The 23,690-nt window shown below is 52.8% G+C and carries 23 protein-coding genes; 8 read left to right on the top strand and 15 right to left on the bottom strand.

Annotation, left to right across the window (positions count from 1 at the left end):
• The 3 genes from KO503_RS10785 to KO503_RS10795 are packed head-to-tail and all read right to left on the bottom strand — an operon-like array spanning window position 1 to window position 2,168.
• Window positions 1-450, bottom strand: a complete 450-nt coding sequence (locus KO503_RS10785; RefSeq protein WP_215991564.1) for a tripartite tricarboxylate transporter TctB family protein — start codon at window positions 448-450, stop codon at window positions 1-3.
• Complete coding sequence (locus KO503_RS10790) at window positions 450-1,406, bottom strand: tripartite tricarboxylate transporter substrate binding protein (protein WP_215991565.1); 957 nt, start codon at window positions 1,404-1,406, stop codon at window positions 450-452. The genes KO503_RS10785 and KO503_RS10790 overlap by 1 nt, the downstream gene beginning before the upstream one ends.
• Before the next feature lie 27 nt (window positions 1,407-1,433).
• Complete coding sequence (locus tag KO503_RS10795) at window positions 1,434-2,168, bottom strand: GntR family transcriptional regulator (RefSeq protein WP_252731040.1); 735 nt, start codon at window positions 2,166-2,168, stop codon at window positions 1,434-1,436.
• A gap of 77 nt (window positions 2,169-2,245) precedes the next feature.
• Here KO503_RS10795 and KO503_RS10800 point away from each other — a divergent pair, with 77 nt between their 5' ends.
• Window positions 2,246-3,028 carry an amidohydrolase family protein gene (locus tag KO503_RS10800; RefSeq protein WP_215991566.1) on the top strand — a complete coding sequence of 261 codons (783 nt, stop codon included), beginning with the start codon at window positions 2,246-2,248 and terminating at the stop codon, window positions 3,026-3,028.
• Between the two features lie 457 nt (window positions 3,029-3,485).
• A complete protein-coding gene (locus tag KO503_RS10805; RefSeq protein ID WP_215991567.1) occupies window positions 3,486-4,157 on the top strand; it encodes a YrbL family protein in 672 nt (223 codons plus the stop codon).
• A 254-nt stretch (window positions 4,158-4,411) separates the two neighbouring features.
• On the opposite strand, the gene KO503_RS10810 is transcribed toward KO503_RS10805, so the two are convergent.
• The 3 genes from KO503_RS10810 to KO503_RS10820 form a co-directional block, all read right to left on the bottom strand.
• Window positions 4,412-5,398 carry a zinc-dependent alcohol dehydrogenase family protein gene (locus KO503_RS10810; protein ID WP_215991568.1) on the bottom strand — a complete coding sequence of 329 codons (987 nt, stop codon included), beginning with the start codon at window positions 5,396-5,398 and terminating at the stop codon, window positions 4,412-4,414.
• An 82-nt stretch (window positions 5,399-5,480) separates the two neighbouring features.
• Window positions 5,481-6,389 carry a 2OG-Fe(II) oxygenase gene (locus KO503_RS10815; protein ID WP_215991569.1) on the bottom strand — a complete coding sequence of 303 codons (909 nt, stop codon included), beginning with the start codon at window positions 6,387-6,389 and terminating at the stop codon, window positions 5,481-5,483.
• A gap of 64 nt (window positions 6,390-6,453) precedes the next feature.
• Complete coding sequence (locus KO503_RS10820; protein ID WP_215991570.1) at window positions 6,454-7,242, bottom strand: SDR family NAD(P)-dependent oxidoreductase; 789 nt, start codon at window positions 7,240-7,242, stop codon at window positions 6,454-6,456.
• A 98-nt stretch (window positions 7,243-7,340) separates the two neighbouring features.
• On the opposite strand from KO503_RS10820, the gene KO503_RS10825 reads away from it, so the two are divergent.
• A complete protein-coding gene (locus tag KO503_RS10825; RefSeq protein ID WP_215991571.1) occupies window positions 7,341-8,252 on the top strand; it encodes a LysR family transcriptional regulator in 912 nt (303 codons plus the stop codon).
• 270 nt (window positions 8,253-8,522) lie between these two features.
• Here KO503_RS10825 and nadC read toward each other — a convergent pair whose 3' ends face one another.
• The 3 genes from nadC to nadA are packed head-to-tail and all read right to left on the bottom strand — an operon-like array spanning window position 8,523 to window position 12,003.
• Window positions 8,523-9,371, bottom strand: a complete 849-nt coding sequence (gene nadC / locus KO503_RS10830) for a carboxylating nicotinate-nucleotide diphosphorylase (protein ID WP_215991572.1) — start codon at window positions 9,369-9,371, stop codon at window positions 8,523-8,525.
• Window positions 9,368-10,945, bottom strand: coding sequence for an L-aspartate oxidase (locus KO503_RS10835; RefSeq protein ID WP_215991573.1), 1,578 nt, complete (start codon window positions 10,943-10,945; stop codon window positions 9,368-9,370). Before KO503_RS10835 ends, nadC begins: the two co-directional genes overlap by 4 nt.
• Window positions 10,946-10,953: 8 nt before the next feature.
• Window positions 10,954-12,003 carry a quinolinate synthase NadA gene (gene nadA, locus KO503_RS10840; RefSeq protein ID WP_215991574.1) on the bottom strand — a complete coding sequence of 350 codons (1,050 nt, stop codon included), beginning with the start codon at window positions 12,001-12,003 and terminating at the stop codon, window positions 10,954-10,956.
• Between the two features lie 247 nt (window positions 12,004-12,250).
• Between nadA and KO503_RS10845 the strand changes: the two genes are divergently transcribed.
• Window positions 12,251-13,315 (top strand): AbrB family transcriptional regulator, encoded by a 1,065-nt coding sequence (locus KO503_RS10845; RefSeq protein WP_303504750.1) that lies wholly within the window; start codon window positions 12,251-12,253, stop codon window positions 13,313-13,315.
• 10 nt (window positions 13,316-13,325) lie between these two features.
• Here KO503_RS10845 and aroQ read toward each other — a convergent pair whose 3' ends face one another.
• Genes aroQ through KO503_RS10870 form a run of 5 tightly spaced genes read right to left on the bottom strand, consistent with a single transcriptional unit; the run spans window position 13,326 to window position 17,260 of the window.
• Window positions 13,326-13,763, bottom strand: a complete 438-nt coding sequence (gene aroQ / locus KO503_RS10850) for a type II 3-dehydroquinate dehydratase (protein WP_215942502.1) — start codon at window positions 13,761-13,763, stop codon at window positions 13,326-13,328.
• Window positions 13,764-13,808: 45 nt separating this feature from the next.
• Window positions 13,809-14,516 carry a GntR family transcriptional regulator gene (locus KO503_RS10855; protein WP_215991575.1) on the bottom strand — a complete coding sequence of 236 codons (708 nt, stop codon included), beginning with the start codon at window positions 14,514-14,516 and terminating at the stop codon, window positions 13,809-13,811.
• Window positions 14,517-14,546: 30 nt separating this feature from the next.
• Complete coding sequence (locus KO503_RS10860) at window positions 14,547-15,452, bottom strand: phosphoadenosine phosphosulfate reductase (RefSeq protein ID WP_215991576.1); 906 nt, start codon at window positions 15,450-15,452, stop codon at window positions 14,547-14,549.
• Window positions 15,452-16,225 carry a sulfotransferase family 2 domain-containing protein gene (locus KO503_RS10865; protein ID WP_215991577.1) on the bottom strand — a complete coding sequence of 258 codons (774 nt, stop codon included), beginning with the start codon at window positions 16,223-16,225 and terminating at the stop codon, window positions 15,452-15,454. Before KO503_RS10865 ends, KO503_RS10860 begins: the two co-directional genes overlap by 1 nt.
• Window positions 16,226-16,231: 6 nt before the next feature.
• Window positions 16,232-17,260: a hypothetical protein gene (locus KO503_RS10870; RefSeq protein ID WP_252731041.1), complete on the bottom strand. Its 1,029-nt coding sequence runs from the start codon at window positions 17,258-17,260 to the stop codon at window positions 16,232-16,234.
• Between the two features lie 242 nt (window positions 17,261-17,502).
• Between KO503_RS10870 and KO503_RS10875 the strand changes: the two genes are divergently transcribed.
• Genes KO503_RS10875 through KO503_RS10885 form a run of 3 tightly spaced genes read left to right on the top strand, consistent with a single transcriptional unit; the run spans window position 17,503 to window position 21,700 of the window.
• The gene (locus KO503_RS10875; RefSeq protein WP_303504745.1) at window positions 17,503-18,510 is read left to right on the top strand and encodes a glycosyltransferase family 2 protein; all 1,008 of its coding nucleotides are present in this window, start codon (window positions 17,503-17,505) and stop codon (window positions 18,508-18,510) included.
• Window positions 18,503-20,731, top strand: a complete 2,229-nt coding sequence (locus tag KO503_RS10880) for a glycosyltransferase family 2 protein (protein ID WP_215991578.1) — start codon at window positions 18,503-18,505, stop codon at window positions 20,729-20,731. Before KO503_RS10875 ends, KO503_RS10880 begins: the two co-directional genes overlap by 8 nt.
• A 51-nt stretch (window positions 20,732-20,782) precedes the next feature.
• Window positions 20,783-21,700, top strand: a complete 918-nt coding sequence (locus KO503_RS10885) for a hypothetical protein (RefSeq protein ID WP_215991579.1) — start codon at window positions 20,783-20,785, stop codon at window positions 21,698-21,700.
• A 56-nt stretch (window positions 21,701-21,756) separates the two neighbouring features.
• Here the strand turns inward: KO503_RS10885 and rpe are convergent, their stop codons facing one another.
• Window positions 21,757-22,458: a ribulose-phosphate 3-epimerase gene (gene rpe, locus KO503_RS10890; protein WP_215991580.1), complete on the bottom strand. Its 702-nt coding sequence runs from the start codon at window positions 22,456-22,458 to the stop codon at window positions 21,757-21,759.
• A gap of 212 nt (window positions 22,459-22,670) precedes the next feature.
• Here rpe and deoC point away from each other — a divergent pair, with 212 nt between their 5' ends.
• The gene (gene deoC, locus KO503_RS10895; RefSeq protein WP_215991581.1) at window positions 22,671-23,669 is read left to right on the top strand and encodes a deoxyribose-phosphate aldolase; all 999 of its coding nucleotides are present in this window, start codon (window positions 22,671-22,673) and stop codon (window positions 23,667-23,669) included.
• The last annotated feature ends 21 nt before the right edge of the window (window positions 23,670-23,690 follow it).

Consider the following 23,690-nt stretch of genomic DNA (forward strand, 5'->3'; position numbering starts at 1 on the left):
TTATACTCCCAAGCCGAATAAGGGTGCCAAAGCTTCGCTCGGCAGCGGTTTTTCAAGCAGCACCGAGAAAACAAGGTAGACAACGGTCATAAAGACCAATGCGACGATCAGCGCATAGATACCCTGTCGGAATCCTAGCGCGATGGGCAGCGCCAGCATCAACAAGAACGACGACGTATAAAAGCCAAGTGGCACAACAAGTGTGACGTAGATCGCGGCGATAACAACCGCCGTGATCATTTTTACGGGCGCATCCACGAGCAAACGGGCCTTGTTGGCCCCTTTACGCACCGCCCGAAGGGCGACGGTCCCGCCAAGAAGCGTCAAAATTACACCAAGCACCATCGGATAGGTGCCCCCCGCGCCGCTATAAGATGTTGCCATCCAAGCCGCTGCAATACCAAGCCCCACAAAGATGAGGCCTAGCGCGATATCCTGACGCCGCTCCATTATTGACCGAGGCCGAGGCTGGCAGAAACTGCCGCCAATGCGTCAAATTCGGCCTGCAAACGTGCGCCTAAGTTAGCGCCAAGCACGACATTCGGAACTTCGCCCTTTGTGGCGAGGAACTTGACGTAAGACGGGTCATTTACCGCCGTTTCGATAATGGCACCCAGCATTTCAACAATTTCTGGGTCCATGCCTTGTGGCCCGAGGATCGCACGCCACAAAAGTGTTTCATTTTCTGGCATACCTACGGCAGCCAGACCAGATGCCTGCTCAAGTGCCGGAACATCAGCAGCGGATGTGACGAGCAAACATTTCGCTTTGCCGGTTTCGACATAAGGCAGAACTGTGGAGATGGAACCGCCGTAAATGTCGACGTGACCGCCTAGAAAGTTCTGCAATGTCTCGCCAGCGCCGCCAAACGGAATGGCGATTGCCGAAATCTCACGGGCTTGGAAAATACGTTCTGCCGCGAGCTGCATTGTGCCGCCGATGCCGTCATTACCATAGGTGTATTTGTCAGGGTTTGCTGCAAGTTCGGCCAAGAACTCCTCGCCTGTTTCCGCCGGAAAGTCCGCGTCAACGCAAAGTGTATATGCAGTTTCAGACGTAGATGCGATCGGGGTGAAGCTGTCGAGCGTATAAGCAACGTTCTGCAACTGTGGCACAGTTGTCAGCGGGCTGTTCCAAGTTGCAAACAGAGAATAACCGTCCGGTTTTGCCTGCATAAATTGCGATGCCCCCACAGAACCACCGCCGCCGCCAACGTTCAGAACCGCGATAGATTGGCCGAGTGCTTCTTCCAGCAAAATTGCCAGCTTACGTGCGCTAGTATCGGTGCCGCCACCTGCGCCGGCTGGAATAGTCAGTTCGATTGCACGTTCTGGGTATTCGGCAAACGCCGGTGTCGCCATGGCCGCCGCCGCGGTTAGGCTGATGAGTGTTGTTTTGATTTTCATCGTCTCTCTCCCTTGGTGTTTGGTAATTTAGGTAATTTCAGTGCGGTAACGGAATTGCGCGGCACTCCCGCGCGCAATTCGCCACTCAACCGGATTGCCTTCGATGTCGAAAGCCGTTCTGCGGATGACGGCAATTGGATCGCCTATCTTCAAACACAACTGTGATGCGGCGACTTCTGACGCCGTATCAAAAGATAATTCATCCGTGGCGCGCTTTACGAGAACACCGAAGTGTTCGAAATACAGCGGATAAAGCAGGGGCCCCATGTCAGCTTCTGGCAGCACTTCAAAACCGGAGAACTTTGAGACTGGCACATAGATTTCTTCGAACAGCACAGGCACGTCGGACAGGCTGCGCAAGCGGACGGTTTTGATGACGTCCGTCGTGCCAAGTGCGGCGACTGCCTCGCTTGGGGCTTTGTTGAGGCTGCGCAAAATCAACTTGCTGGACGGAATGGACAGTTGCACACCATCCACATCACGCCATTGAAAAAACCGGAACAGGGTCGCATCAAAGGATGGCGCCTTAACATAGGTGCCCGATCCTTGGCGTCGCTCAAGCAAACCTTCGCTTACCAAGCCGTCAACGCCCTTGCGCACCGTGCCGACGGACAAGCTGTATTCTTGCGCCAAACGTGCCTCAGAAGGAATGGGTTGGTCGGCCGTCCATTCACCATTTGCAATGCGCGCCGCAAGCGTGTCGCGCAGTCGTGCATAGGCCGGAAGCCGTGCGTCAGTGGTGCTTAATTCTGTATTCATCATATCCTCCCCTTTCTGGCATAGTACATATTGACCCATTCAGTCAACTGGTCATATATATGAATTAGGAGAGCGAATTGATGATAGACTTTGATTGCCATGCGCATGTTTACGAAACTGTCGCGGCTGTTGCGGGCGCACGATACTGCCCTGCCACCCCTGCGCCTTTGCAAAATTGGCTTGATCTTCAAGATCGACATGGCTTGAAGGGAGGCGTCATAGTTCAAGTGAGCTTTCTCGGCACAGACAATTCCGAACTTTGTTCCGCCTTAGCCAAATTGGACCTGAACCGTTTTGCTGGCGTCGCGGTCGTGCCCATGGATATCTCTGATGCAGAGCTTGATCATCTTGTTGACGCAGGTGTGCGTGGAATCCGTTGGAATCTTGTGCGCGGCAAAGCCATCCCTGATGTGAACGCACCTGAGGTCCAAGGACTGTTGGCAAAATTGCGCGCACGCAACCTTCACCTTGAACTACACCTCGAAGGGGCGCGCCTTGCGCCTGTTCTGCCACAATTGGTGGATCAAGGCCTTCGCATCGTAATTGACCATTTTGGATTGCCATCCGAGCCCAATCCGATGTGTGACCCTATGATCAAATCCACCAACAGCTTGTCAGACGCCACATCGCTTTATTTCAAATTCTCCGGCCATTATCGAACCCCCTTTGATGTGACGGGCCACGCCCAAGAAATTCGATCCAAGATAGGTGATCAACATATCGTCTGGGGCAGTGACTGGCCCCACACCCAGCACGAAAAAGAGGTAAATTTCAGTGCAGTAAGACAGGCGCGCAATGCTTGGAGCATTGGATCAGATGGTACAGCGGCGTCTGAGCTCTATAATATCAGCCTTGAATCTTGATTGTCCGCGAGTTGAAAGTCTTGTTAGATATAAATGCCTTCGCGAACGGTCATTGAATTTTTTAAGCTGGCGAGAACCGGGGCCTCAACTCCGAAAAAGCAAGCATCGCCTTGATCTCAGACAGCGATAGCGGCAAACGAAAGCCGGCATTCGTTTACGACCTCGTGCCAACTCCACAACGAGTGCAAAGCAATGTGACCGACTATCCTACTGCAGAAATCCAAACATCTTGGCGCACCACGGCGGATGCTACGGGGAACACCAAAGGTGAGCGTTTGTAACCCAGCCAAACCACCTATGGGGTCTAGAGGGTCAGAAAACAGTCTAGGGGGCAATTTTTCCGAAGGCCTGCCTAGGTGACACCAGTGATTCCATTATGGGTCTCTAGTCGCTCCGGACACCAGCAACACGCTTGCCCTCTATTGCAGTTTCACTCGCGCACTGTCATAAAACTGTCATGATAGGCATCACATTAAATAAAGAAGAAAAAGTCACCAGCGGTGGTCAACGAGATGTATATCTGCACCCATATGACAGCACGAAACTTGTAAAAGTTCTCAAACCGTCACAGGACATTCCGCGTCGCTACAACTTTAATGGTTTGGCCACTCGCTTTTTCCCCAGCACCCGCATTCGTCAAATTCGCAAAGAATATCAAGAATATCTACGCGTTTGCTTGAACCATCCCTCTGCAGAGTTCAATGCGCCGTTCAGTCATATGCATGGTTTTGCCGCCACCAACCTAGGGTTGGGGTGTCTGACAGAGCGCGTCATGGCGCCCGATGGAACCCTTGGCAAAACTCTGGGTGAAAAAGTACGTACGGGCGATTTTACGGATGCTGATTTAGATTTGCTCAACGACTGCATTGGTCGAATTTATGACTACGAAATTCGTGCGAGTGACCTCAATGCAAATAATTTCGTTTTTGGGCAGCGTAGTAACGATCAGACGCTCGGCCCAGTGGAATGCGTTCTCGTTGACGGGATTGGGGACATCCATGCCATTCCAACACGATCGATGGCGCGTTGGTCAAACCGACTTGGCCTAAACGACAGCTGCGCACGACTTGCACGTAACACACACCTTCACTGGGACAATCGGCAGCGCAAACTAGCCCGCTCAACGTGATCGACATCTCTAAAAACAGGGCTTAGGGCGAAAATGTTAAAGCTGTCTGATGTACGTCTTTTGGGCTGTCTAAGGTTCTGGTTCACGATCATCCCCCTACCCGTCACCACGTCCCATCGACCATATGCGACACCCAAAAAAGAATTCAAACTGCCCTCGGTAACCCCATCAGGGCTTGCCGAGATCTCTGCCATTGAAGCAATCGTATTTGATCAACGATCCCACGTTTTTGTTCTTTCAGTATTCCGTTTTAGTTAGACATCAATGACAACTTTGCCAATGGCCTGTCCGCTTGTCAGGCGATCATAAGCATCTCCAACATGATCAAGGTCGAAAATCGTATCATCAAGCAAAGGCTTCAACGCACCTGCGTCGACAATTTCAGCGAGTTTTGCCAAAATCTCACCGTGCTTAGCGCGACCTTGCCCGCTCAGCATTGGCAGCAGCATAAAGACGATGTGCAAGGATAGGCCTTTGAAATGTGCCGGTGACAGATCAATTTCCAAAAGCGACACAGTGGAGGCGATATTTGCATTGAGCGCCGCAGCTTCGAAGGAATTGGCCATATTGGCCCCGCCAACAGTATCAAAGATCAGATCAAAGCCCACGCTATCAGTATACTCTGCCACGTAGTCAGCAATCTTTTCCGAGGTATAATTGATGGGAGTGGCTCCGTAGCCCTTGATGATCTCAATCTGTTGAGCTTTGGAAACGGTTGCATAAACGTCCGCACCAAAATATTTGGCCAGCTGCACGACCAAATGGCCAACACCGCCAGCGCCACCTTGAACAAGAACTTTTTGGCCCGCTGAGACACCTGCCCGCTCAAGTCCTTCAAGGGCAGTGATGCCAACCAAGGGCATTGCTGCGGCTTCGCGCATCGAGATGGATTTAGGTTTATGGGCGATCAATTGGGCATCCGCCAGCATGAACTCAGCAAGCGCCCCTTGGATATCGGCCAGACCACCTGCACAGCCGTAGACTTCGTCACCAACGGCAAATTCGGTCACACCGTCGCCAACAGCCTCGACAACACCCGCGAAGTCCATACCCAAAACTGCGGGCAACGCGGGGGACAAAGGCAGATCAGCGCCCATTGAGCGGATCATGGTGTCGACGGTGTTCACGCTGCTTGCGGCAATGCGCACGACCACGTGGCCTGCGGTCGGTGTAGGTTTGGGAAGATCGGCGATTTCAAAGGTGGCGACCTCGCCGTAGGCGGTAATGGTTGAAGCTTTCATGAGAAGTATCCTTGAGAAGGTTTGAAGGGTTTTGTGGGAGAGGGCATTCCGCCCTCTTGATGAGTACGGGGATGCTTGCGCCTTAAAATGGGGCGAAAGCGTCTTTGGGAGTCGTTGGAACGGACCAGCGCTCTTTGGCGTCAATCGCGCGATCTGATGCGCCAAAATTCGGCACCTGCCCCTTGTCACCATAGAGCCAAAGGACAAAGTTTGTCCTCTCGCCTTCGGTGATCGGCATGGACTCATGGGGCACGCTGCCGTGGTGGATCAGGGCTTTTCCGGAGGCAAAACTCAGTTCCTCCACTCGACGGGTTTCGCGGTCAAAGAACTTCACGCCTGAGCCGGAAAAGGCTTCGTCCGGAAGATTGAGGTTGATGTTCAACGTCACCGACGATGCATCCGTATGGGCGCGCAATGACCTGTCCGCATCCGCTTGCCACTGGATTGAGAAGCCGAAGGTTTGCGTGTCGTATCCGACAGTATCGGGAAACAAGAGCCGCGAGATGGGCCGCATGTAAGTGTCCATCAAGTCACTGTAAAACGCTTGAAAATTCGGCGCGGCAAGATAGCCCTCCGAGCGCGAGTCGAGCATCGCGCCACCACGGTTGAGCGAAATGCCATAGGGCGGGCGCAGCGGGATACCCGCGTCGGCAACATTTTCAAGATAGTCACGCAAAATCGACAGGCGGGCGGGGTCAAAAAACTGCGCCTCGTAAACACCGGGAAAGACTTCTGTCCAAAGGTCTCGCACGAGGGTTTCTTTGCTTGGATCGGCCCAAGCCTGCGCGATGGCCTCGCGCAATTGAGGGTCATAAAGGCTATTGTCCAGAATGGGCGCTTGGCCGGTGCTGGCCTCCCATTGCATCCATGCGTCCTGAAACAAGGGCGTGTTTTGCGCCCAGAATGTCTGAACGGACGGGCTGCGTTGCAACATTTCGTCACGCGCAGGTCGATTGATCGCGCGGGCGCGTTCGAGGGCGTTGGCTTGCATTGTCTATGCTCCTGATGTGGCCGTGCACGGCATCGGCCTTAATGAGAGGGGTCTTCGTATGAACTTAGCCAAGCATGGCTGCGGCCTCATCGAGACCCCGCATCACCTCGGCGCTGTGGGTGGCATCAAGGGCTGCTACATGGGGCTGGGCGAATTGCTGACTGTCATTGTCAAAATATTTACCACTCGCCTTGGAAAAACTTGCGCCCAAAGCCGCTTCGCATAGGATACTCGCGCCAATACTCAGGTCGTTGCCCGCAATACCAAAGCCCTCTTTGACCATTTTGGACGCCAACAAAGAACCAGGATTAACCGCGATAATTACAGGTCCCTCCGGCAATGTTTTCGCCATTTCGCGCGACCAGATGGTGAGCGCGAGTTTGCTTTGTGCATAGGCGTCCATATCGTCCAATGCTTTACCGCCGTGAAAGGCATTCAAATCAACGGGCGCTTGCGCCGCTGAGGACAGATTCACGACGCGACCGTCTTTTGCGATGATCGGCAAAAGGTCGCGGGTCAGCACATAAGGGGCAATGGTATTCACCATAAAGCGCAGATCATAGCCGCCTTTGGTCACGGTGTTCGGGGCTTTCAAGATGCCTGCGTTGTTGATCACCACATCGATCTGGCTGTGCTTGGCGCGAATGGCATCGACCAATCCGTGCACGTCAGCCATATGCGACAGGTCGGCCATGTATTGCTCGGGTGAGCCTTTGATGGTGTGCGCTGCTGCCTCTAACTTGGCCGCATTGCGCCCGTGTAAAAGGACAGTATGCCCCTCTGCGGCAAGGGTTTGCGCGGTCAAAAGGCCGATCCCGTCAGTGGACCCTGTGATGAGAATGGTCTTGGTCATTGGAAGCTCCTGTATCTGGCTTGCAATCAGACTTATCACTTCCAAAAATTATATAAATAAGTCATATTTTAATTCAGTATTCCGAAAAAGTATAAAATATGGACACGCAAACCCTTCGACTTTTCGTTCTCGCCTGTGAGACATTGAACATCAGTGCCGCTGGTCGCGCACTTGGCATGGCACCTGCCGTCGCGAGCACGCGTATTGCAAAGTTAGAACATCTTGTCGGCGCGGACCTGTTGCACCGATCAACCCGCAAAGTATCGCTGTCCTTAGAGGGGCGTGATTTTTTGCCCTATGCACGCGAAATGATCGCCTTAGAGGAAACTGCGCTCGCAGCCCTTGGGACCGGGCGGACAACAATCAGCGGCACATTGCGCTTTGCCGCCCCCAGCACGTTTGCCCAACTCTATATCGCGCCGCTGTTGCCTAAGTTTATGGACAAATATCCTGACCTGCGGCTGGACCTGCATCTCTCAGATTCCGAGTTCGATCTGATCGAGGGCAGCTATGATCTTGCGTTGCGCAATTCTGCACTTGCCGATAGCAGCCTTACCGCGCGCAAGCTCGCCGATGATACGCGCATCCTGTGTGCCTCTCCGGCCTATCTTGAACGCTACGGCACCCCCAATACCGCTGAAGGTTTGACGAAACATCGGTTAATAGCGTTCAAAAATAATGAAGCCAGATCGCTGGCCTCACATGACGGCACGCAAATGCAGTTCGACCCCAAGGCTGCAGCCCATTACCTGACCGTGAACGATGGGCTGACCCAAAAACTCACGACTCTCGACGGTGGGGGCATTTCCATCAACTCGCTCTGGGCTGTGCAAAAGGAAATTGCAGAGGGGACCTTGGTGCGTGTTTTGCCCGACTACGAATTGGCCAACAAACCGGCGCTTTGGCTGATCTACCCCAAAAGCAACGTCGTCTCTGCCAAGGTGCGTGTGTTCATGGATTTTCTGATCGAACATTTCGGGCGTCAGAATGTATCACGTAAGACATCCTGATCCGAAGTCTTACATGATCGACAAATTTTGCAGTTCAAAACAATGGCAGGCGTTATGATATGGCTAAAAGTCGGCAATGGGCCGAAACAGCCCCCAAACGGCCCCAGTCGGTCACTGCCCCAATTTTTCAGATCGTCCCCAAAAACGTTACAAGTCTTCTGCCGTCAAGGCCTCCGACCACCTCAGTCAGTTTTTCGATCATTCTGCCTTAAAACAGACGCCTCAGCATCTTATTTAGCATATTTCAACACTGACATCTTAGGCTGTGGCTTAGAAGTCGAGCCCAAGATCAACTGTGCGCGCAGAATGCGTGAGCGCGCCAGAGGAAATATAATCCACCCCAGTCGCTGCAATTGACGCGATACGATCAAGGGTAACATTGCCGCTGGCCTCAGTCAGCATCCGGCCTGCAACCATCGCCACAGCTTCGCGCAGGGTGTCGTTGTCCATATTATCAAGCAACACAACGCTTGCGCCGCCGACCTCTAGCACTTGTGCCAATTGATCCAAGCGATCCACTTCGATTTCAACGGCCATCATGTGGCTGGCATGGGCTTTAGAGGCTTCCAAAACTTCGCGCACGCCACCTGCGGCGGCGATATGGTTGTCTTTGATCAAGATGGCATCAGACAAGGAATAACGGTGATTGAACCCGCCTCCGTGCAGCACCGCCAGTTTTTCAACCAAGCGCATGTTCGGCGTGGTTTTGCGTGTACAAGTAATGCGGGACTTGGTGCCTTTAGCCTCGGCCACAAACCCAGCGGTTTTGGTCGCGATCCCTGTAAGACGCCCCGCGTAGTTCAACGCCACGCGTTCGCCCGACAGGATCGACGCAGCAGCGCCCTTGATGGTCATCAAAGTGTCGCCCTTAGCGCAAGCCTGTCCATCGGCGATATGCACCGCAATCTCAAGGCTTGGATCGATCAGGCGAAATGCCAAGGCGGCCACTTGCATGCCAGACACAATCGCGTCTTCACGGGCATTGATGCGGGCATCATATTGCGTGCTCGCAGGGATCACAGCGCGGGTGGTGACATCACCATAAGACCCTAAGTCTTCAAGCAAAGCATTGCGCACCATCGGTTCAAGCACGAGATCGGGAACGGTGGAAAAACTCATACTGTGTCCTTAGCAATTTTGGCCCGCAAAGCGAGCATATCTGTCAATTGTGCTTTAGAGCGAATGCCCTCGCCCGCATCCGTATCAGGGAAATCAGAACGCTCATGCGCCCCGCGACTTTCACAACGCAGCAGCGCACAGCCCGCGATCAATGTGGCCGTGGCGCACATGTTCATGAACGAGGGGCTGTCAGAATGAGCTGCCTCAAGCGCATCAATTTTGCGCAAGGCTTCTTTAAGGCCCGCTTCATCACGCACAACGCCAACCAGCGAGGTCATCGTTTGGCGCAGGCTCATGACGGCGTCAGGATCAGGCGCGACACCGCCCTGTTCAAACTGAATATCCAAAGGCGTGGTGATGGCCGAATTTGTCGTTTCTGGCACCATAGCACTGATGTCGTCGGCGCAAATGCGCGCGTAAACCAAGGCTTCTAGCAAGCCGTTAGAGGCCAAACGGTTCGCCCCATGAAGCCCCGTTGAAGACGCTTCGCCGCAGACCCACAGGCCCTCAAGGCTAGCACGCCCATCGGTATCGGTGGCGATACCGCCCATGTGGTAATGCGCAGCGGCAGCCACGGGAATGGGCTCAAGCGCGGGGTCGATACCATTGCGAGCGCAGGCCTCGGCCACGGCAGGAAACTGCGTTTTGATACGCTCACCCAAAGCCGCGCGCGTGTCCAACATAGGACGCATGCCCGCTTGCCACTGCGAAAAAATCGCCCGTGCCACAACATCGCGCGGGGCGAGTTCGGCGTCGGGATGAACGGCTTGCATGAACCGCGCACCATCTTTGTTGATCAAAATGGCGCCTTCGCCGCGCAGAGCTTCGGTCGCCAAGGGCGCTGGATCTTCGCCCACATCCATCGCAGTCGGGTGGAATTGCACAAACTCAGCATCGGTGATTTCGGCACCAGCACGCGCCGCCATACCGATCACTTGCCCACGAATGCGTGGCGGATTGGTCGTGATCGCGTAGAGCCCACCAGAGCCACCGCCCGCCAAAAGATAAGCGGCCCCGCGCAACATGACAGGCGATGAGCGCCCAGTGGCAGAGTCTTGGATCGCGATGCCAGTGACCTTGCCCTCTTCTGTGTCCAGACCCGTTGCCATAGTGCCTTCCAGCACTTGAATGGATGGCGTCTCGCGCACTTGTTCAATCAAGGCCTTCATAATCTCGGCGCCCGCTTGGTCGCCTTTGACCCGCACAACGCGGGCAAAACTATGGGCTGCCTCGCGCGACATGACATAGCCGCCATCAGCTGTGCGATCAAAGGGCGCGCCCATGCGGGTGAGGTCCAAAATATAGTCGCGCGCGTGGCGTGTCACCAAATCAGCCACATCCGCATCCACAGTGCCTGCGCCCGCTTTCACTGTGTCGGCCGCATGGTTTTTCGGATCATCCAAAGGGTCCATCGCCGCTGCAACACCACCTTGCGCCCAAGCGGAACTTGCCCCCTCGCCCAAGACTTCGGGGGAAATCATCACAACGGGCCGCGGTGCCAACTTGAGCGCTGCATAGAGTGCCCCAAGGCCGGCACCAACAATGACGATACGATCGGTTGTGATCTCTTTCATGGCGTGGCTCACAGACCCAGTTTGCGAGACAGATCAATCATCCGCGTCACAGACAGCTTGGCTTTCTCGGCCATATCTGGATCGATCTCGACTTGACCTTCCATCGTGTGCAGCGCGTATAAAATCTTCTCTAGCGTAATTTTCTTCATAAACGGGCAGGCGTTACAGGGCTTGGCAAATTCGACCTCTGGCAGCTCATCTGAAATATTAGACGCCATAGAACATTCCGTAATCAACATCGCCTTGGCAGGCTTATTGTCATGGACCCACTTGATGATACCGCTCGTGGAGCCAGTGAAATCAGCTTCGGCGACCACTTCAGGCGTACACTCAGGGTGTGCGATGATTTTCACTTCAGGATCATTTTCGCGGTAGGCACGCAGATCATCGGCTTTGTACAATTCATGCACGATGCACGAGCCCTCCCAGAAAACGACCTTTTTCTTGGACAGGTTTGCTACGTTCTGCGCAAGGAATTGATCGGGGGTCATGATGACCGTATCGCTTTCCATCGCATCAACGATTTGCACCGCATTTGACGACGTACAGCAAATGTCAGAGGCGGCCTTCACTTCGGCGGTGGTGTTCACGTAAGACACCACAGGCGCACCAGGGTATTTGGCGCGCATCTGTTCAACACCCTCTGCTGTGATGCTTTCGGCCAAGGAACAGCCAGCTTCCATGTCAGGCATCAGTACGATTTTATCAGGGCTGAGAATTTTCGAGGTCTCGGCCATAAAGTGCACGCCGGCTTGCACGATCACGTCAGCTTCGACTTCGGTGGCTTTGATCGCAAGCTGCAAGCTGTCGCCCACAAAGTCAGACACGCCGTGAAAAATTTCAGGTGTCATGTAGTTGTGGCCCAAGATCACCGCGTTGCGCTTGACCTTTAACTCATTGATCGCCTTGACGTATGGGGCGTATATGGCCCAATCGACGGGGGACACAACACGGGACATTTTGTCATAGATATCTTGCATATTCGCGGCCAATTCGGGGGAAGGCGCAAGGTCATAGTGATCCGCAAGAACAGTTTTGACATGAGTAATATCGAGCACTGAAACAGTCTCCGTTGAGGACAGGTTGTGGTCAAATAATGGGTTTTTACGTTAATAACCACAAATAAAAGGACGCATTGCGCAAGATGCCTCACAAAACTTTAGCTCTCAGCTGATCGTATTTGTTCTCTCACACCCAGAATGCTCACCAGTCCCCCAGCGTATCCCCTGAGACAAAAGGGGGTTTTAACTCGCATTTCCAACGCACAGGCTTATAAACATCTCAAAATCAACATCCGGTCCCAATGTGAAGCTCAACCACACTCTGCCCTCTAAAACAGCCCCAATTGCATTGGCTTTGGTCATTGGCACAACGGGTGGCCTTGGGTTTTCACTTATGGGTCTGCCTTTGCCATGGATGCTGGGGGCGATGTTCGCCAGCTTTTTGGCCGTCATTGCGAAAGCGCCTCTGCACGGGCCTGGCGCTTTGCGTCCCTATGTTATGCCAGTGATCGGCGTCATGCTGGGCGCGGGCTTTGACACGCAAACCTTTTCGCACTTGCAAGAATGGGCGTTCTCACTGATCGCTTTGGTCGTTTACATCGCCGTTGCAGGCGCAGTGGTGGTTCCGCTTTACATCAAAATCGGACGACTTGACCCTGTGACCGCGTTTTTCTCTGCCATGCCGGGCGGCTTGAATGAAATGACTATTATTGGCGGCGAACTGGGTGGCGATGAGAAGCGGATCATCTTGTCACATGCCGCGCGTATTGTTGTCACGGTGTCTTTCATCGCCGTCTATTTTCGCCTCGTTTTAGGCTATGACGTGGGTGGCGCAGCCATAAACAACGGCGCAGAGGGTGCGTTTGATTTTAAGAGCGCCGCAATTCTACTCAGCTGCGCCCTATTCGGTTGGATGTTGGGCAAAGCTTTAAAATTGCCAGCGGCGCCGCTTTTAGGTCCCCTAATTTTATCCGCTATCGCACATATGACAGGCATTTCACACTCAGCCCCGCCCCCCATTTTGGTGATCTGTTCGCAAATCATTTTGGGCACAATGATGGGGTGTCGCTTTATGGGAGCCTCCTCAAGGCTTATCGTCGAGACGCTGGTGCTGAGTACCATCGCCACCACCGTGATGCTGGCTCTGTCTTTGGGGTTTGCCGTCGCATTGCACAGCTTGTTTGGTCAAACGGTCCAACAGGTTTTGCTGGCCTATGCACCAGGGGGATTGACCGAGATGTCATTGGTCGCCATCGCGATGAACGGTGATGTCGCCTATATCGCCTTGCACCATCTGGCGCGCATTGTGATTTTGATTGCGATTGCCCCGAGTATCTTGTCGTGGCTTGCCATGCGCCTGACACGCTAAGGCAACACTATCAGCCCAGCACGACAGCCATGCGACGCAAGGCCAACTCATAGCCCTGAACACCAAATCCAGCCATCACCCCGTCAGCACGCAATGAGACATAAGAATGGTGACGAAAGGATTCGCGTTTGTGCACGTTCGAAATATGCACTTCAAAAACAGGACCATCAAAGGTGTTGAGCGCATCCAAAATCGCGACAGATGTATGTGTGTAGGCCCCCGGATTGATGATGATGCCCGCGGCCTGTTCGCGCGCATCGTGGATCATCTCGACGATGCCGCCCTCAAAATTCGATTGTTTCAAATCGATTTCCAGACCAAGCTCAGCCCCCAAGGCGGCGCAGTTGGTCGCGACATCCTCAAGCGTATCGTGACCATAAATTTCAGGTTGGCGTTTGCCCAAAAGATTTAGATTTGGCCCATTGAGGATGAAAATCTTTTTGGTCATTTGGATAGCCCTTTTAAAAAGTCGTGCCGATGATGGCCGCAGCCTTTATGACGCGTTTTCAAGCTGTTCGGCAAGGGCTGCGATTTCTTTATCGAAATGCTTTTGCAGGGCAAGCGCGGCCACATCAGTGTTTTCGTTCAAGACATAAGACGCAATTTCTGCGTGTTCGCGCCATAGATCGCTGTAGGATCCACTCGGCGGCGACAGTTGACGTCGATACCGATCGTGCAGGTCATGCAAATTCATACAAAAGGCGATCAACATTGGCATCTGACAGCCGCTGACCAGCGCTTTGTGAAATTCCGTATGAGCGATAGACCAGATTTCGTCGAAATGGTCGGCCTCCGCAGATTGTGACGCAGAGTGCAAATCAACCGCTGCCGACCGCAATTCCGACCGCCATGCCGCCCCACCGCACGCTATGGCCGTGCGCAAAGCAAGCACATCGACTTCGCGGCGCAATCGCCCGATTTCTGACAACTCACAGAGGGTGAGCGGCGCGATTGTCGAGCCACGTTGATCTTGGGTATGAACCAAACCATCGATAGATAGGCGTGAAATGGCTTCGCGCAGCGGTGACAAAGAAACGTCATATTCTTCACGCAAGCGATCCAGATTGACCTTTTGACCAGGTTTGAGATCTCCGCGTAAAATGGCAGCACGAAGCCGCGCCGTCAAAAAGCTGGCGCGGGTTGTTTTGGCATCGGGCGCGTCAGGATTGCGCCGAATATACGCTTTGTAATTGTCTAACACCACTCACCCATTTCACATCAAGCGACGTTATCAGCCACTCATTTTTTTATGCGCCACCCTCATCGCCTTGCGAAATTTAGGCCCGCCACGCCGCGCAAGAACGGCCTCACAATAGGTTGCGATAAGCCAAGGACGCCCCTTTTTTTCAAGCCGATCAAGCATCTCGCGTTGAAACCGTGTATCTTCGCGTCGTCCACGTAGCATTTTGTAAAAATCTGGTTCCGTCAACGTCCCTGCAATGGATTGCTCAACAATCGGTTTTAAAACGCCTATGCGCGTCCACATCGACGCGATGCGATGCCCAAAATAACGACACTTAAACTTAACAACATTTTCCCCTCTAAACAGGGCCGCATGCATGGCATCCAGCGGCGAAAGGGGGTCATAGAATAAGAACACCTTTTCGGCCGTTGCCGTCATCGCGGGCGCAAAGCCATAGCGGGTCGAAAAGTCGCGTTTCCATGCTTTGCGGTAACGCGTTTCCCAACTGGCATCGTCACGCGACAATGTGGCTTGCGGAGAAATCACAACCACTGTGGCACCAGGGCAGGCCGCTGAAAATGCTGCTGCCGCATATCCGCCCATAGAAGCGCCATAAAACACCACGCGCTTAAAGCCGTCAAAAAAGCCTTCGTCGCGCAACCGGTCGAAGAACTCATATACAGCCTCATCGCGGTACCATGTCCAATCATGGGCCATCATACCAAGCATAGACCAACCGCGTTTCTCGACGAAATCAAATCCCCATGGCATTTTTTCATCGCTGTTCTCGAATACATGGTCGAGATTTTCAAACGTGACGATAAGGGTATCGCCGTTCTCAACATAAAGGGCCGTATGCTTGGGCCCAAGCTCTTCGTAAAAACCGCGCGCATCCCCTATTGCACGCAGGGATTGGCGCCAATCTGATTTGGTATGAGTGGTCTCAGCATCCATTACATCAGGACCTTTGCAAATGTTTGGTTTACCATTTCATACATTTCAAAATCTGGCTCGAACGCCATTTCAAGGTTTTTGATATCTCTCGAACTCAACGTCTCGACCATCTTTTGTAATTCCGTTCTGCGGTCCAAATCGCCGCCTGTATCTACGCTATCTCCAAGTGCTTCTATCCCGAAAATACGTTTCACAATATGATCCATCGAAGGTTTAAGTGTGTCGACAGTCCCGATGTAATCAAAGTCAATTTGATCATATGAAATTTCTTTTCGCTGTGAGCGCCAATGACGATCCAGCTCACGGGCGCCCTCATCATTCGCAAGTAGAGCAATAAACTGTTTTAGCGTGATGTTACTGTCATGAGGTCTGCCCAGATAGGTCATCAAACGCGTCTTTTGGCTTTGGCCACTTAGTACTTTATCTGCATAAGCTGAAACGGTGCGCGAAACGGGATCACGCACCACTGTAAACTTAAAAACCTTCGGATCATTAACAGCTGCAATAACGCGCGCCTCAGATAGTCCGCGCGCCCCCGTAAGCAACAACGACTTAGAGGGGGCGTGCACTGCGTCCATCGACAAAGTCACGCCTCCCCCTTGAGGCTGTTCAAGGTTACGCATCAAGATCGCAAGGATAGTCGTGCAAGCAGCTTTATGATTTTTCATATATAAAAAATCGCCGCCCTTTGGGGTTTGCGTCGGAAGATTGACCGTCTGTAAAAAATGACGCCGATGAGGATAATTCCTCAACATCTCATCAAAAACAGACATTTTCATTTATTCCTTAAACAAGGATGCTGCGTTATCTCTGATTTTATCACGACACTGGCGCACAAAACGACGCTCGACAGAATATTTCTTTGCAATTTGCCCAAAGTTTAAACTTTCTTTCAAGCCTTCAAGGCCAATTTGGGCCTGAAACTCGGCGTCATGCAACTCGGGTACGTCTTGCACTTGGCGTGGCGGAAGAGGTGCTTTTTCCGGGTCGATACCGTGTTTAATCAACAAGCTGCCCAGTAGGCTTTTGGGGTGTGGCGCCCCCCCTTCACGTTCGACCAAACGTTTACGCATCCGGCGGCCATAAAGGTGCACAGACATGGTGTTTTCTGTCACATAAGGCGATACATCAAAGTTACGTTTCAACATCATTCTGCGGTCTTTGAATGTGAATGGATATAGAACTTCTTGCGCAAAGGAATGCTTACTTTCGCCTGTTTTATGCAAGAAATGCGTCACAGCATGCGGCCCCCAAACACCCCATGGCTGCTCTGATGCATGCACAGGCGTGCCTGCGGCTTTTTTCTCTTCCAGTTCTTTCGTATATTCATCACCGTAATAAGTCGGGATGGAAAATTCATCAGATGTAAACGCCAAAAGTTCTTTGAGCGTATCACTATCTTTCGGCAAGCCAAGCACACCACCATTGATATGGGAACCAGACTCCCAGCCGTGAAAATGGCCGGTTTCGGTTACAAACGGGCGCATACAATAGGCGTCGGTATCAGCCCAAATAACGTTGTCGCTTTTCTCAAGCATTTTGTAACGGAAAAGATCTGAGTGCAGTGCGGGGCTGCCGGTGCGTTCATGCGTCAAGAAATTGGATTGCGGCAGGAATTCGTTGGCATCGCCAAGCTCGATTCCTTCGGGAACATTTTCGAGCGGACCGTAATGGTAAAGAACAACCTTATGACCGGCATCCAGAAAAGATTTCAAGCAAAGCTGTTCTAAGAAACTAAGCTTGCCTTCCATCCAAAGCGCACCGATGACTGGAAGTTTTGCGCCTTGCGCATGCGATGAAACTGTCATGTTCATTTGCCTCATAATGTTTTCGTCTTATTGCACAAAAATGCCAATAAGAACATATATATTTGCGCAAAGCGAAGCCCACAAGAGAAGAGGCGTTGCCTTGACTTCACAGGGGGGGCATGAAATGATTTTGTAAATATTTCGGGCAAAAAGCCTGATCAAGAGCAAGTATTCAATCATTATCCACCGCCAGCCCCTTTAAGGGGGCCACGGGTGAGCTTTTGGCCAAAGGTAGGTTTAACGTGAGCACAGTTGGGATCACATGCATCCGCGACGAGTGTCCTTGGATTCTTGATTGGATTGCTCATCACCAAGCGGCGGGCTTCGATCACTTCCTCATTGCTTCACACGACTGCACGGACGGGACTGATACGCTTTTGGACGCGTTGCAGGCCGCTGGCCTTGTGACCCATATTCCGTTTGAACCCGAAGGCGACGCGCCAGTCCAATGGCAAGCTGTAAAGATTTTGACCCGACATGATCGCTATAAATCAGCGGATTTGGCCTTGTTCTTTGACGTCGACGAATACCTCGTTTTGGATGGCTTGCAGATAGATCAGCTGATCGGGAATGCCGATGCCGTGCCTCTGCGCTGGCATTTATTCGGCCACTCAGGCCAAAGCACTTATACCGATCAACCTGTGACGACGCGCTTCACGCGAGCAGCCCCAGATGGCATCCACCTGCCCTTGGCGCATTTTTTCAAAACATTGCACAGACCGCAGGCCTTTCGTGAATTGGGCATTCATCGCCCTAAAGGCAAAGATGCGCAGTGGTCTACGGCATCAGGCAAACGCTTGCCACCAGAGTTCGCCGCACAGCAATCGCGCATCAACCTATATGGCGTTCCGCATCAAGGCGAGCGAGCGTGGCTCAATCATTATTCGATCCGCTCTGTCGAAGAATTTGTGCTGAAATCTGCACGCGGTTTGCCCAATCATATGAATAAACCCATAGCTGCAGGCTACTGGGCCGAGCGCAATTTCAACACTGTTGAAGACCTGCGCATCGCACCTATGCAAGAGCCCGCACTGGCAACCCGTGACGCGCTCGCTCAGTTCGATCCGTTGCACGCCGCAAGTGTTGCGCACCACCGCGCAGCCCTCGCCTCGCTTATATCCAAACGCCCCGTCATAGAATTCATGTGGCAACTTGAATTGCTGGCAGGCTCGACACCGCCAACACAAGCGCAACTTTCTGCGCACATAACGCGACTTAAATCTCTTGTTTCTGAGGACCAAAATGGCTGAACTTATCACGCAGTGTATCGAAGCGCAGGTCTTTGAGAACGTCACCCTTTTGGACGCAATCGCGGCCCCCAATGGCAAGGCTGAACTGTTCTTTGATCACACAAGCCTTTTGCCCAAACCTGTCGCAACAGATATCTTTGACGACGGCGAATTTCGTTCTGTCGGCAATGCGCCATGGATCGTCGGCACGCCAAAATCAGAAATCATCACGGCGATTTTGGCTGGAACCCCGCGCAAAATCACGCCGGTTCAATCCCAATCTGAACTGATGGCAGGGCGCGATGTGGCTTTGGCGACACGCAATGGCGAGACGGCAGAGACTGTGCTGGAGTGGCTGGCTTTTCACGTCAAGCACCAAGGCTTGACTGGGGCGGTGATTTTAAACAGGGCTGCTCCGAACACTGATTCCGATTTTTACGGCGGACTAGAGGTCGGTCTGGCTGCAATGCAAGCAGATTTGCGTGTGCTTGTTGTGGAATGCACTGTCCCCTTGGGCAATCGCAAGTCCCCCTCCGAGAACCACCCCTTCGCCACCCCAGGCGCGCCCGGCAAAGACCGTATGGCCATCCCGAATCCAGAACCATGGTCGTCGCCTTTGGCCGATGTCTTAATCTACGAAATACTGCGGCGCAGATATTTGGAAACAGCGCGCGCTATTGCCAACATCGAAGTTTACGATCTGATCCCGCGCAACGGCGACACGTCGGTGTTCGATCTGGCGCAAACGGCTGAAAACGGCGTGGTGCAACTTGTTGGCAGTCAGTGCTATCCTTGGCGGACTCGCGACCATAAGGCAGCGCGGTTTGCCGATCACATTTGCGTTCAATTCGACGAGAAAAAGAAACGTGGGCGCTGGTGTGCGGCCCCTGCCAAATTACCTGATAACGCCGTGTTTCGCCTCATCCGCATCGGTGGTGCTGATGCAAATGTGGGTTATCCGTTTTTCCGTTATATGGGCCTGCGTCATGTGGCCAAAACAGTGTCTAAAATTGTTCCCAAAGCCTCTTTGATTGAAAACCCTCAGTTGATCGAGATGGCCGACAAAGAATGGGGCTACAAGCCCGTATCAATGCCAAAAGAAGGCGTTGCCAAGCCGCCCAAGGGCGACAATTCAGTGGCCATCGTGACCTGCATGAAAAACGAAGGACCGTTCATCTTGGAATGGATCGCCTATCACCGTGCCATCGGGGTGACAGGATTTCTAGTCTACACCAATGATTGCACAGACGGCACGGATACCCTGTTGGAATTGTTACAGGAAAAGGGATTTTTGCAACACCGCGACAACGCGTTTCATGGTACAGGCCTCAAGCCACAACACCACGCGCTGCAACAAGCAGAAAAAGAAGACGTCTATAAAAAATCCGACTGGGCGATCTCTATGGATGTGGATGAATTTATCGACATCAAAATCGGCGACGGCACTCTGCCCGCCCTTTTCGAAGCCTTGCCCGATGCGAACTTGATTTCATGCACATGGCGCCTGTTTGGCAACAACGACGTGCATGAATATGAAGATGCCTTTTTGCTAGATCAATTCACCAATTGCGCGCCTGAATTTGCCAACAAGCCACACCAAGCATGGGGTTTCAAAACCCTGTTCAAAAATGTCGGATTGTTCAAAAAACTCGGCGTGCATCGCCCCAAAGGGTTGAAGCCTCAGATTTGGGACAAAATCCGCTGGTATAATGGCTCAGGTAAGCCGATGCCACGCGAAGAATATCGCAATGCGTGGCGCTCAAACGCGGACACTTACGGCTATGATATGGTCCAACTCAATCACTACGCCGTGCGCTCAGCTGAGAGCTTTCTGGTCAAACGCGATCGGGGCCGCGTGAACCACGTCGATCGGGACCAAGGTCTCGCCTATTGGTTCCGCATGAACAACAACTACGTCGAAGAACGGTCGATCCAGCGCATGATCCCCAAGCTGCAAGTCGAATACGACAAAATGCTGGCCGATCCTGACATTCGCGCCCAACATGAGGCATGCGTCACGGCGCACCGTGAAAAGATTGACGCCTTGCGTGCGACCGAAAACTATTCGAAATTCTACGAAGAGTTGACGGGCGACCGCATGGAAAAACTGGCCCGCATGCATCATCATTTCGGCGCGAACATCTTTTTAATGGGACCAGAAAGTGTGCCTGATGATGTCGTTCAGGCAGATCATGACGAAAAATTCTTCTTCACGGTTGAGCGTGGTGAAACAGCGCATTAAAAAAGATGCGCAAAAACGCTTACAATCGCGGCTCGTAACATAAGGATTACAATGCGTATCACGCTACATATTGGCGCTCATCATACACGCACACCGCGTCTCGTTGCTGCAATAAAAGCTGGTGAGAGAGCATTCGGACGTTTGAATATCGCAGCCCCTAGCCCAACCCATTATCGACCTATTGTTGCTGCGGAATTGACGCGACTTGATGGCTTGCCACCAATCTTATCCGAGGAAGATGCCGTTTTGGCTCAAATCTTGGATGACAAATCTGACGCCCAAAGTTTGATTATGATCAACGAAGACTGGGCCGGCGACCGCAATATGATGTTCAAAGGCGGGCAGCTATATACTGGCATCGGTGCATCTGTCACACGGGTTGCAGAGCTGTTTTCCCAACACGAAGTGCACATCACGATGGCCATTCGGAATCCGGCCTTTTTGGTCAACGCAGCGCTGACAGCCCCCGCCACGCCTGCGTCATTGAATTGGTTTTTGAAATCCAACGACCCTATGAATTTGTCTTGGCTGGCCCCAGTTGAACAACTGCAACAAGCACTGCCCAAGGCGCACATCACCCTGTGGTGCGAGGAAGATACGCCGTTGATTTGGCCTCGAGTTATCCGTCAAGTCGCCAACGTCTCGGACGACACCCCCATATTCGGCGGATTTGCCGCCATCTCAGAGTCCTTGCAACCCGAAGGCACTAAAAGATTTCGCTCGTTCATGCGCAATCATACCATGACATCCCCTGCTCAATATGAACGCGCTGTTCTGGCGTTTTTAGATAAATATGCGGATGAAAGCCTCATGAATGCCTCATGCAATGTGCCCGGATGGACAGCCGAAACAGTGTATGACTTGTCCTTAAACTACGAAGACGACATCGCCGCTTTGGCTGCGAAAGACAATGTGACCTTTATCTTACCGACGACCCAAGAAGAATTGACACCCGCCACTGACGGATAATTCAATCGGACTGCGCAACCGCGTCACAAGATAAAACTCACCGGCGAAACGTTTTCTTATGCTGCCTGTTCGGCCGCTTTGCGGATAGCGGCGATATTGGCCCCATATGGTGTCGGGCTCTCGACAGATCCGCCTTTGAAGGCCGCAGACCCTGCGACCAAGACATCTGCACCAGCAGCCGCCACAAGAGGGGCAGTTGCCGGATCAACGCCACCATCGATTTCGATATGAATGGGGCGATCTCCGATCATGGCACGCAGAGTACGGACTTTTTCAACTTGCGAATGGATGAACTTTTGTCCGCCAAAACCGGGGTTCACTGTCATAATGCAAACCAAATCAACCATATCCAAAAGATAGCCAATATCCTCAACAGGTGTACCGGGATTAAGGGCCAGACCCGCTTTTGCCCCTGCCCCGCGAATGGCTTGCAACGTGCGATGGATATGCGGGCCTGCTTCTAAATGCGCGGTGATATAATCTGCGCCAGCATCAGCAAAGGCATCGATAAACGGGTCAACAGGCGCGATCATCAAATGCACATCCATCACGGTTTTTATGTGCGGACGGATCGCTTTGCACATGGCAGGCCCAAATGTGATATTGGGCACGAAATGCCCGTCCATCACATCGACATGGATCCAATCCGCGCCTTGGGCCTCAACGGCTTCGATTTCTTGGCCAAAGTTTGCGAAATCGGCGGCCAAGATTGAGGGTGCAATCTTGATGGACCGATCGAAGGACGTTGGATTAGACATAAGTCACCTGTGATTTTTAGCTCTCTGATCCGAGGCTTTACTTTGTTTGGGGCGTCCTGTCACCTAAACTTGCCTAAAATGCACGTCTTGCTGTGACGTTGCGATCATTTTCGCCCAAAGCATTTGACCAACGGGTCAAACATTGCCAAAGCTCTCGCATCATGCCAGCGTAGGCGCGCAGACAGATAGACAGACGAACGGGGCCCGCACCGATGACATCAACTGAAGTGACCAAAACGCAACTGAACGCGCATCTGCCGCAAGTGCATGAGCCGCGCAACGCGGGCGTGCCACTCGATTTGGATTGGGCGCTTGGCACGCAAGCGAATACATCCGCTATTGAGCGCCGCTGCGCCACCTTGCCCGCACGACGCTCGGTCAAGAAAGATCACCAAGCGGCTTGGTTGCTCAAGGCGATTACCATGATTGATCTGACAACTTTGGCGGGCGACGACACAGCAGGACGCGTCAAACGCCTGTGCGCGAAAGCCGCCAATCCTGTGCGCCGTGATATCTTGGACGCGCTGGGAATGGACCGCATCACCACGGGCGCGGTCTGCGTATATCACGATATGGTTGAAACCGCTGTCGAGGCTTTAGACGGCACGGGCATTCCTGTGGCCGCTGTGTCCACCGGCTTTCCCGCTGGCCTATCGCCGTTTCACTTGCGTGTGCAAGAGATCGAAGAAAGCGTCAAGGCAGGTGCGCGCGAGATCGATATCGTGATTTCCCGTCGTCATGTTTTGACTGGCAACTGGCAAGCCCTTTACGACGAAATTCGCGCCTTTCGTGCAGCTTGCGGCGAGGCCCATATCAAAGCGATCTTGGCCACAGGCGAACTGGGATCGCTGCGCAATGTCGCACGTGCGTCTTATGTGTGCATGATGGCGGGCGCGGATTTCATCAAAACATCAACGGGCAAAGAAAGCGTCAACGCGACCTTGCCCGTGTCTTTGACAATGATCCGCACGATCCGCGATTACCATGCGCGTACAGGGTTCCGCGTCGGCTACAAACCTGCGGGCGGCATTTCCAAGGCCAAGGATTCATTGGTTTACCTAAGCCTGATCAAAGAAGAGCTTGGGGATCACTGGCTACAGCCCCATATGTTCCGCTTTGGTGCCTCAAGCCTTTTGGGCGATATTGAACGGCAGTTAGAGCACCATGTGACAGGCCGCTATTCTGCTGCGCATCGACATCCCATCGGTTAAGCCGTCAGCGAAGACACTCAC

The organism is Pacificibacter marinus, assembly GCF_018860505.1.
Lineage (GTDB): Bacteria > Pseudomonadota > Alphaproteobacteria > Rhodobacterales > Rhodobacteraceae > Celeribacter > Celeribacter marinus_B.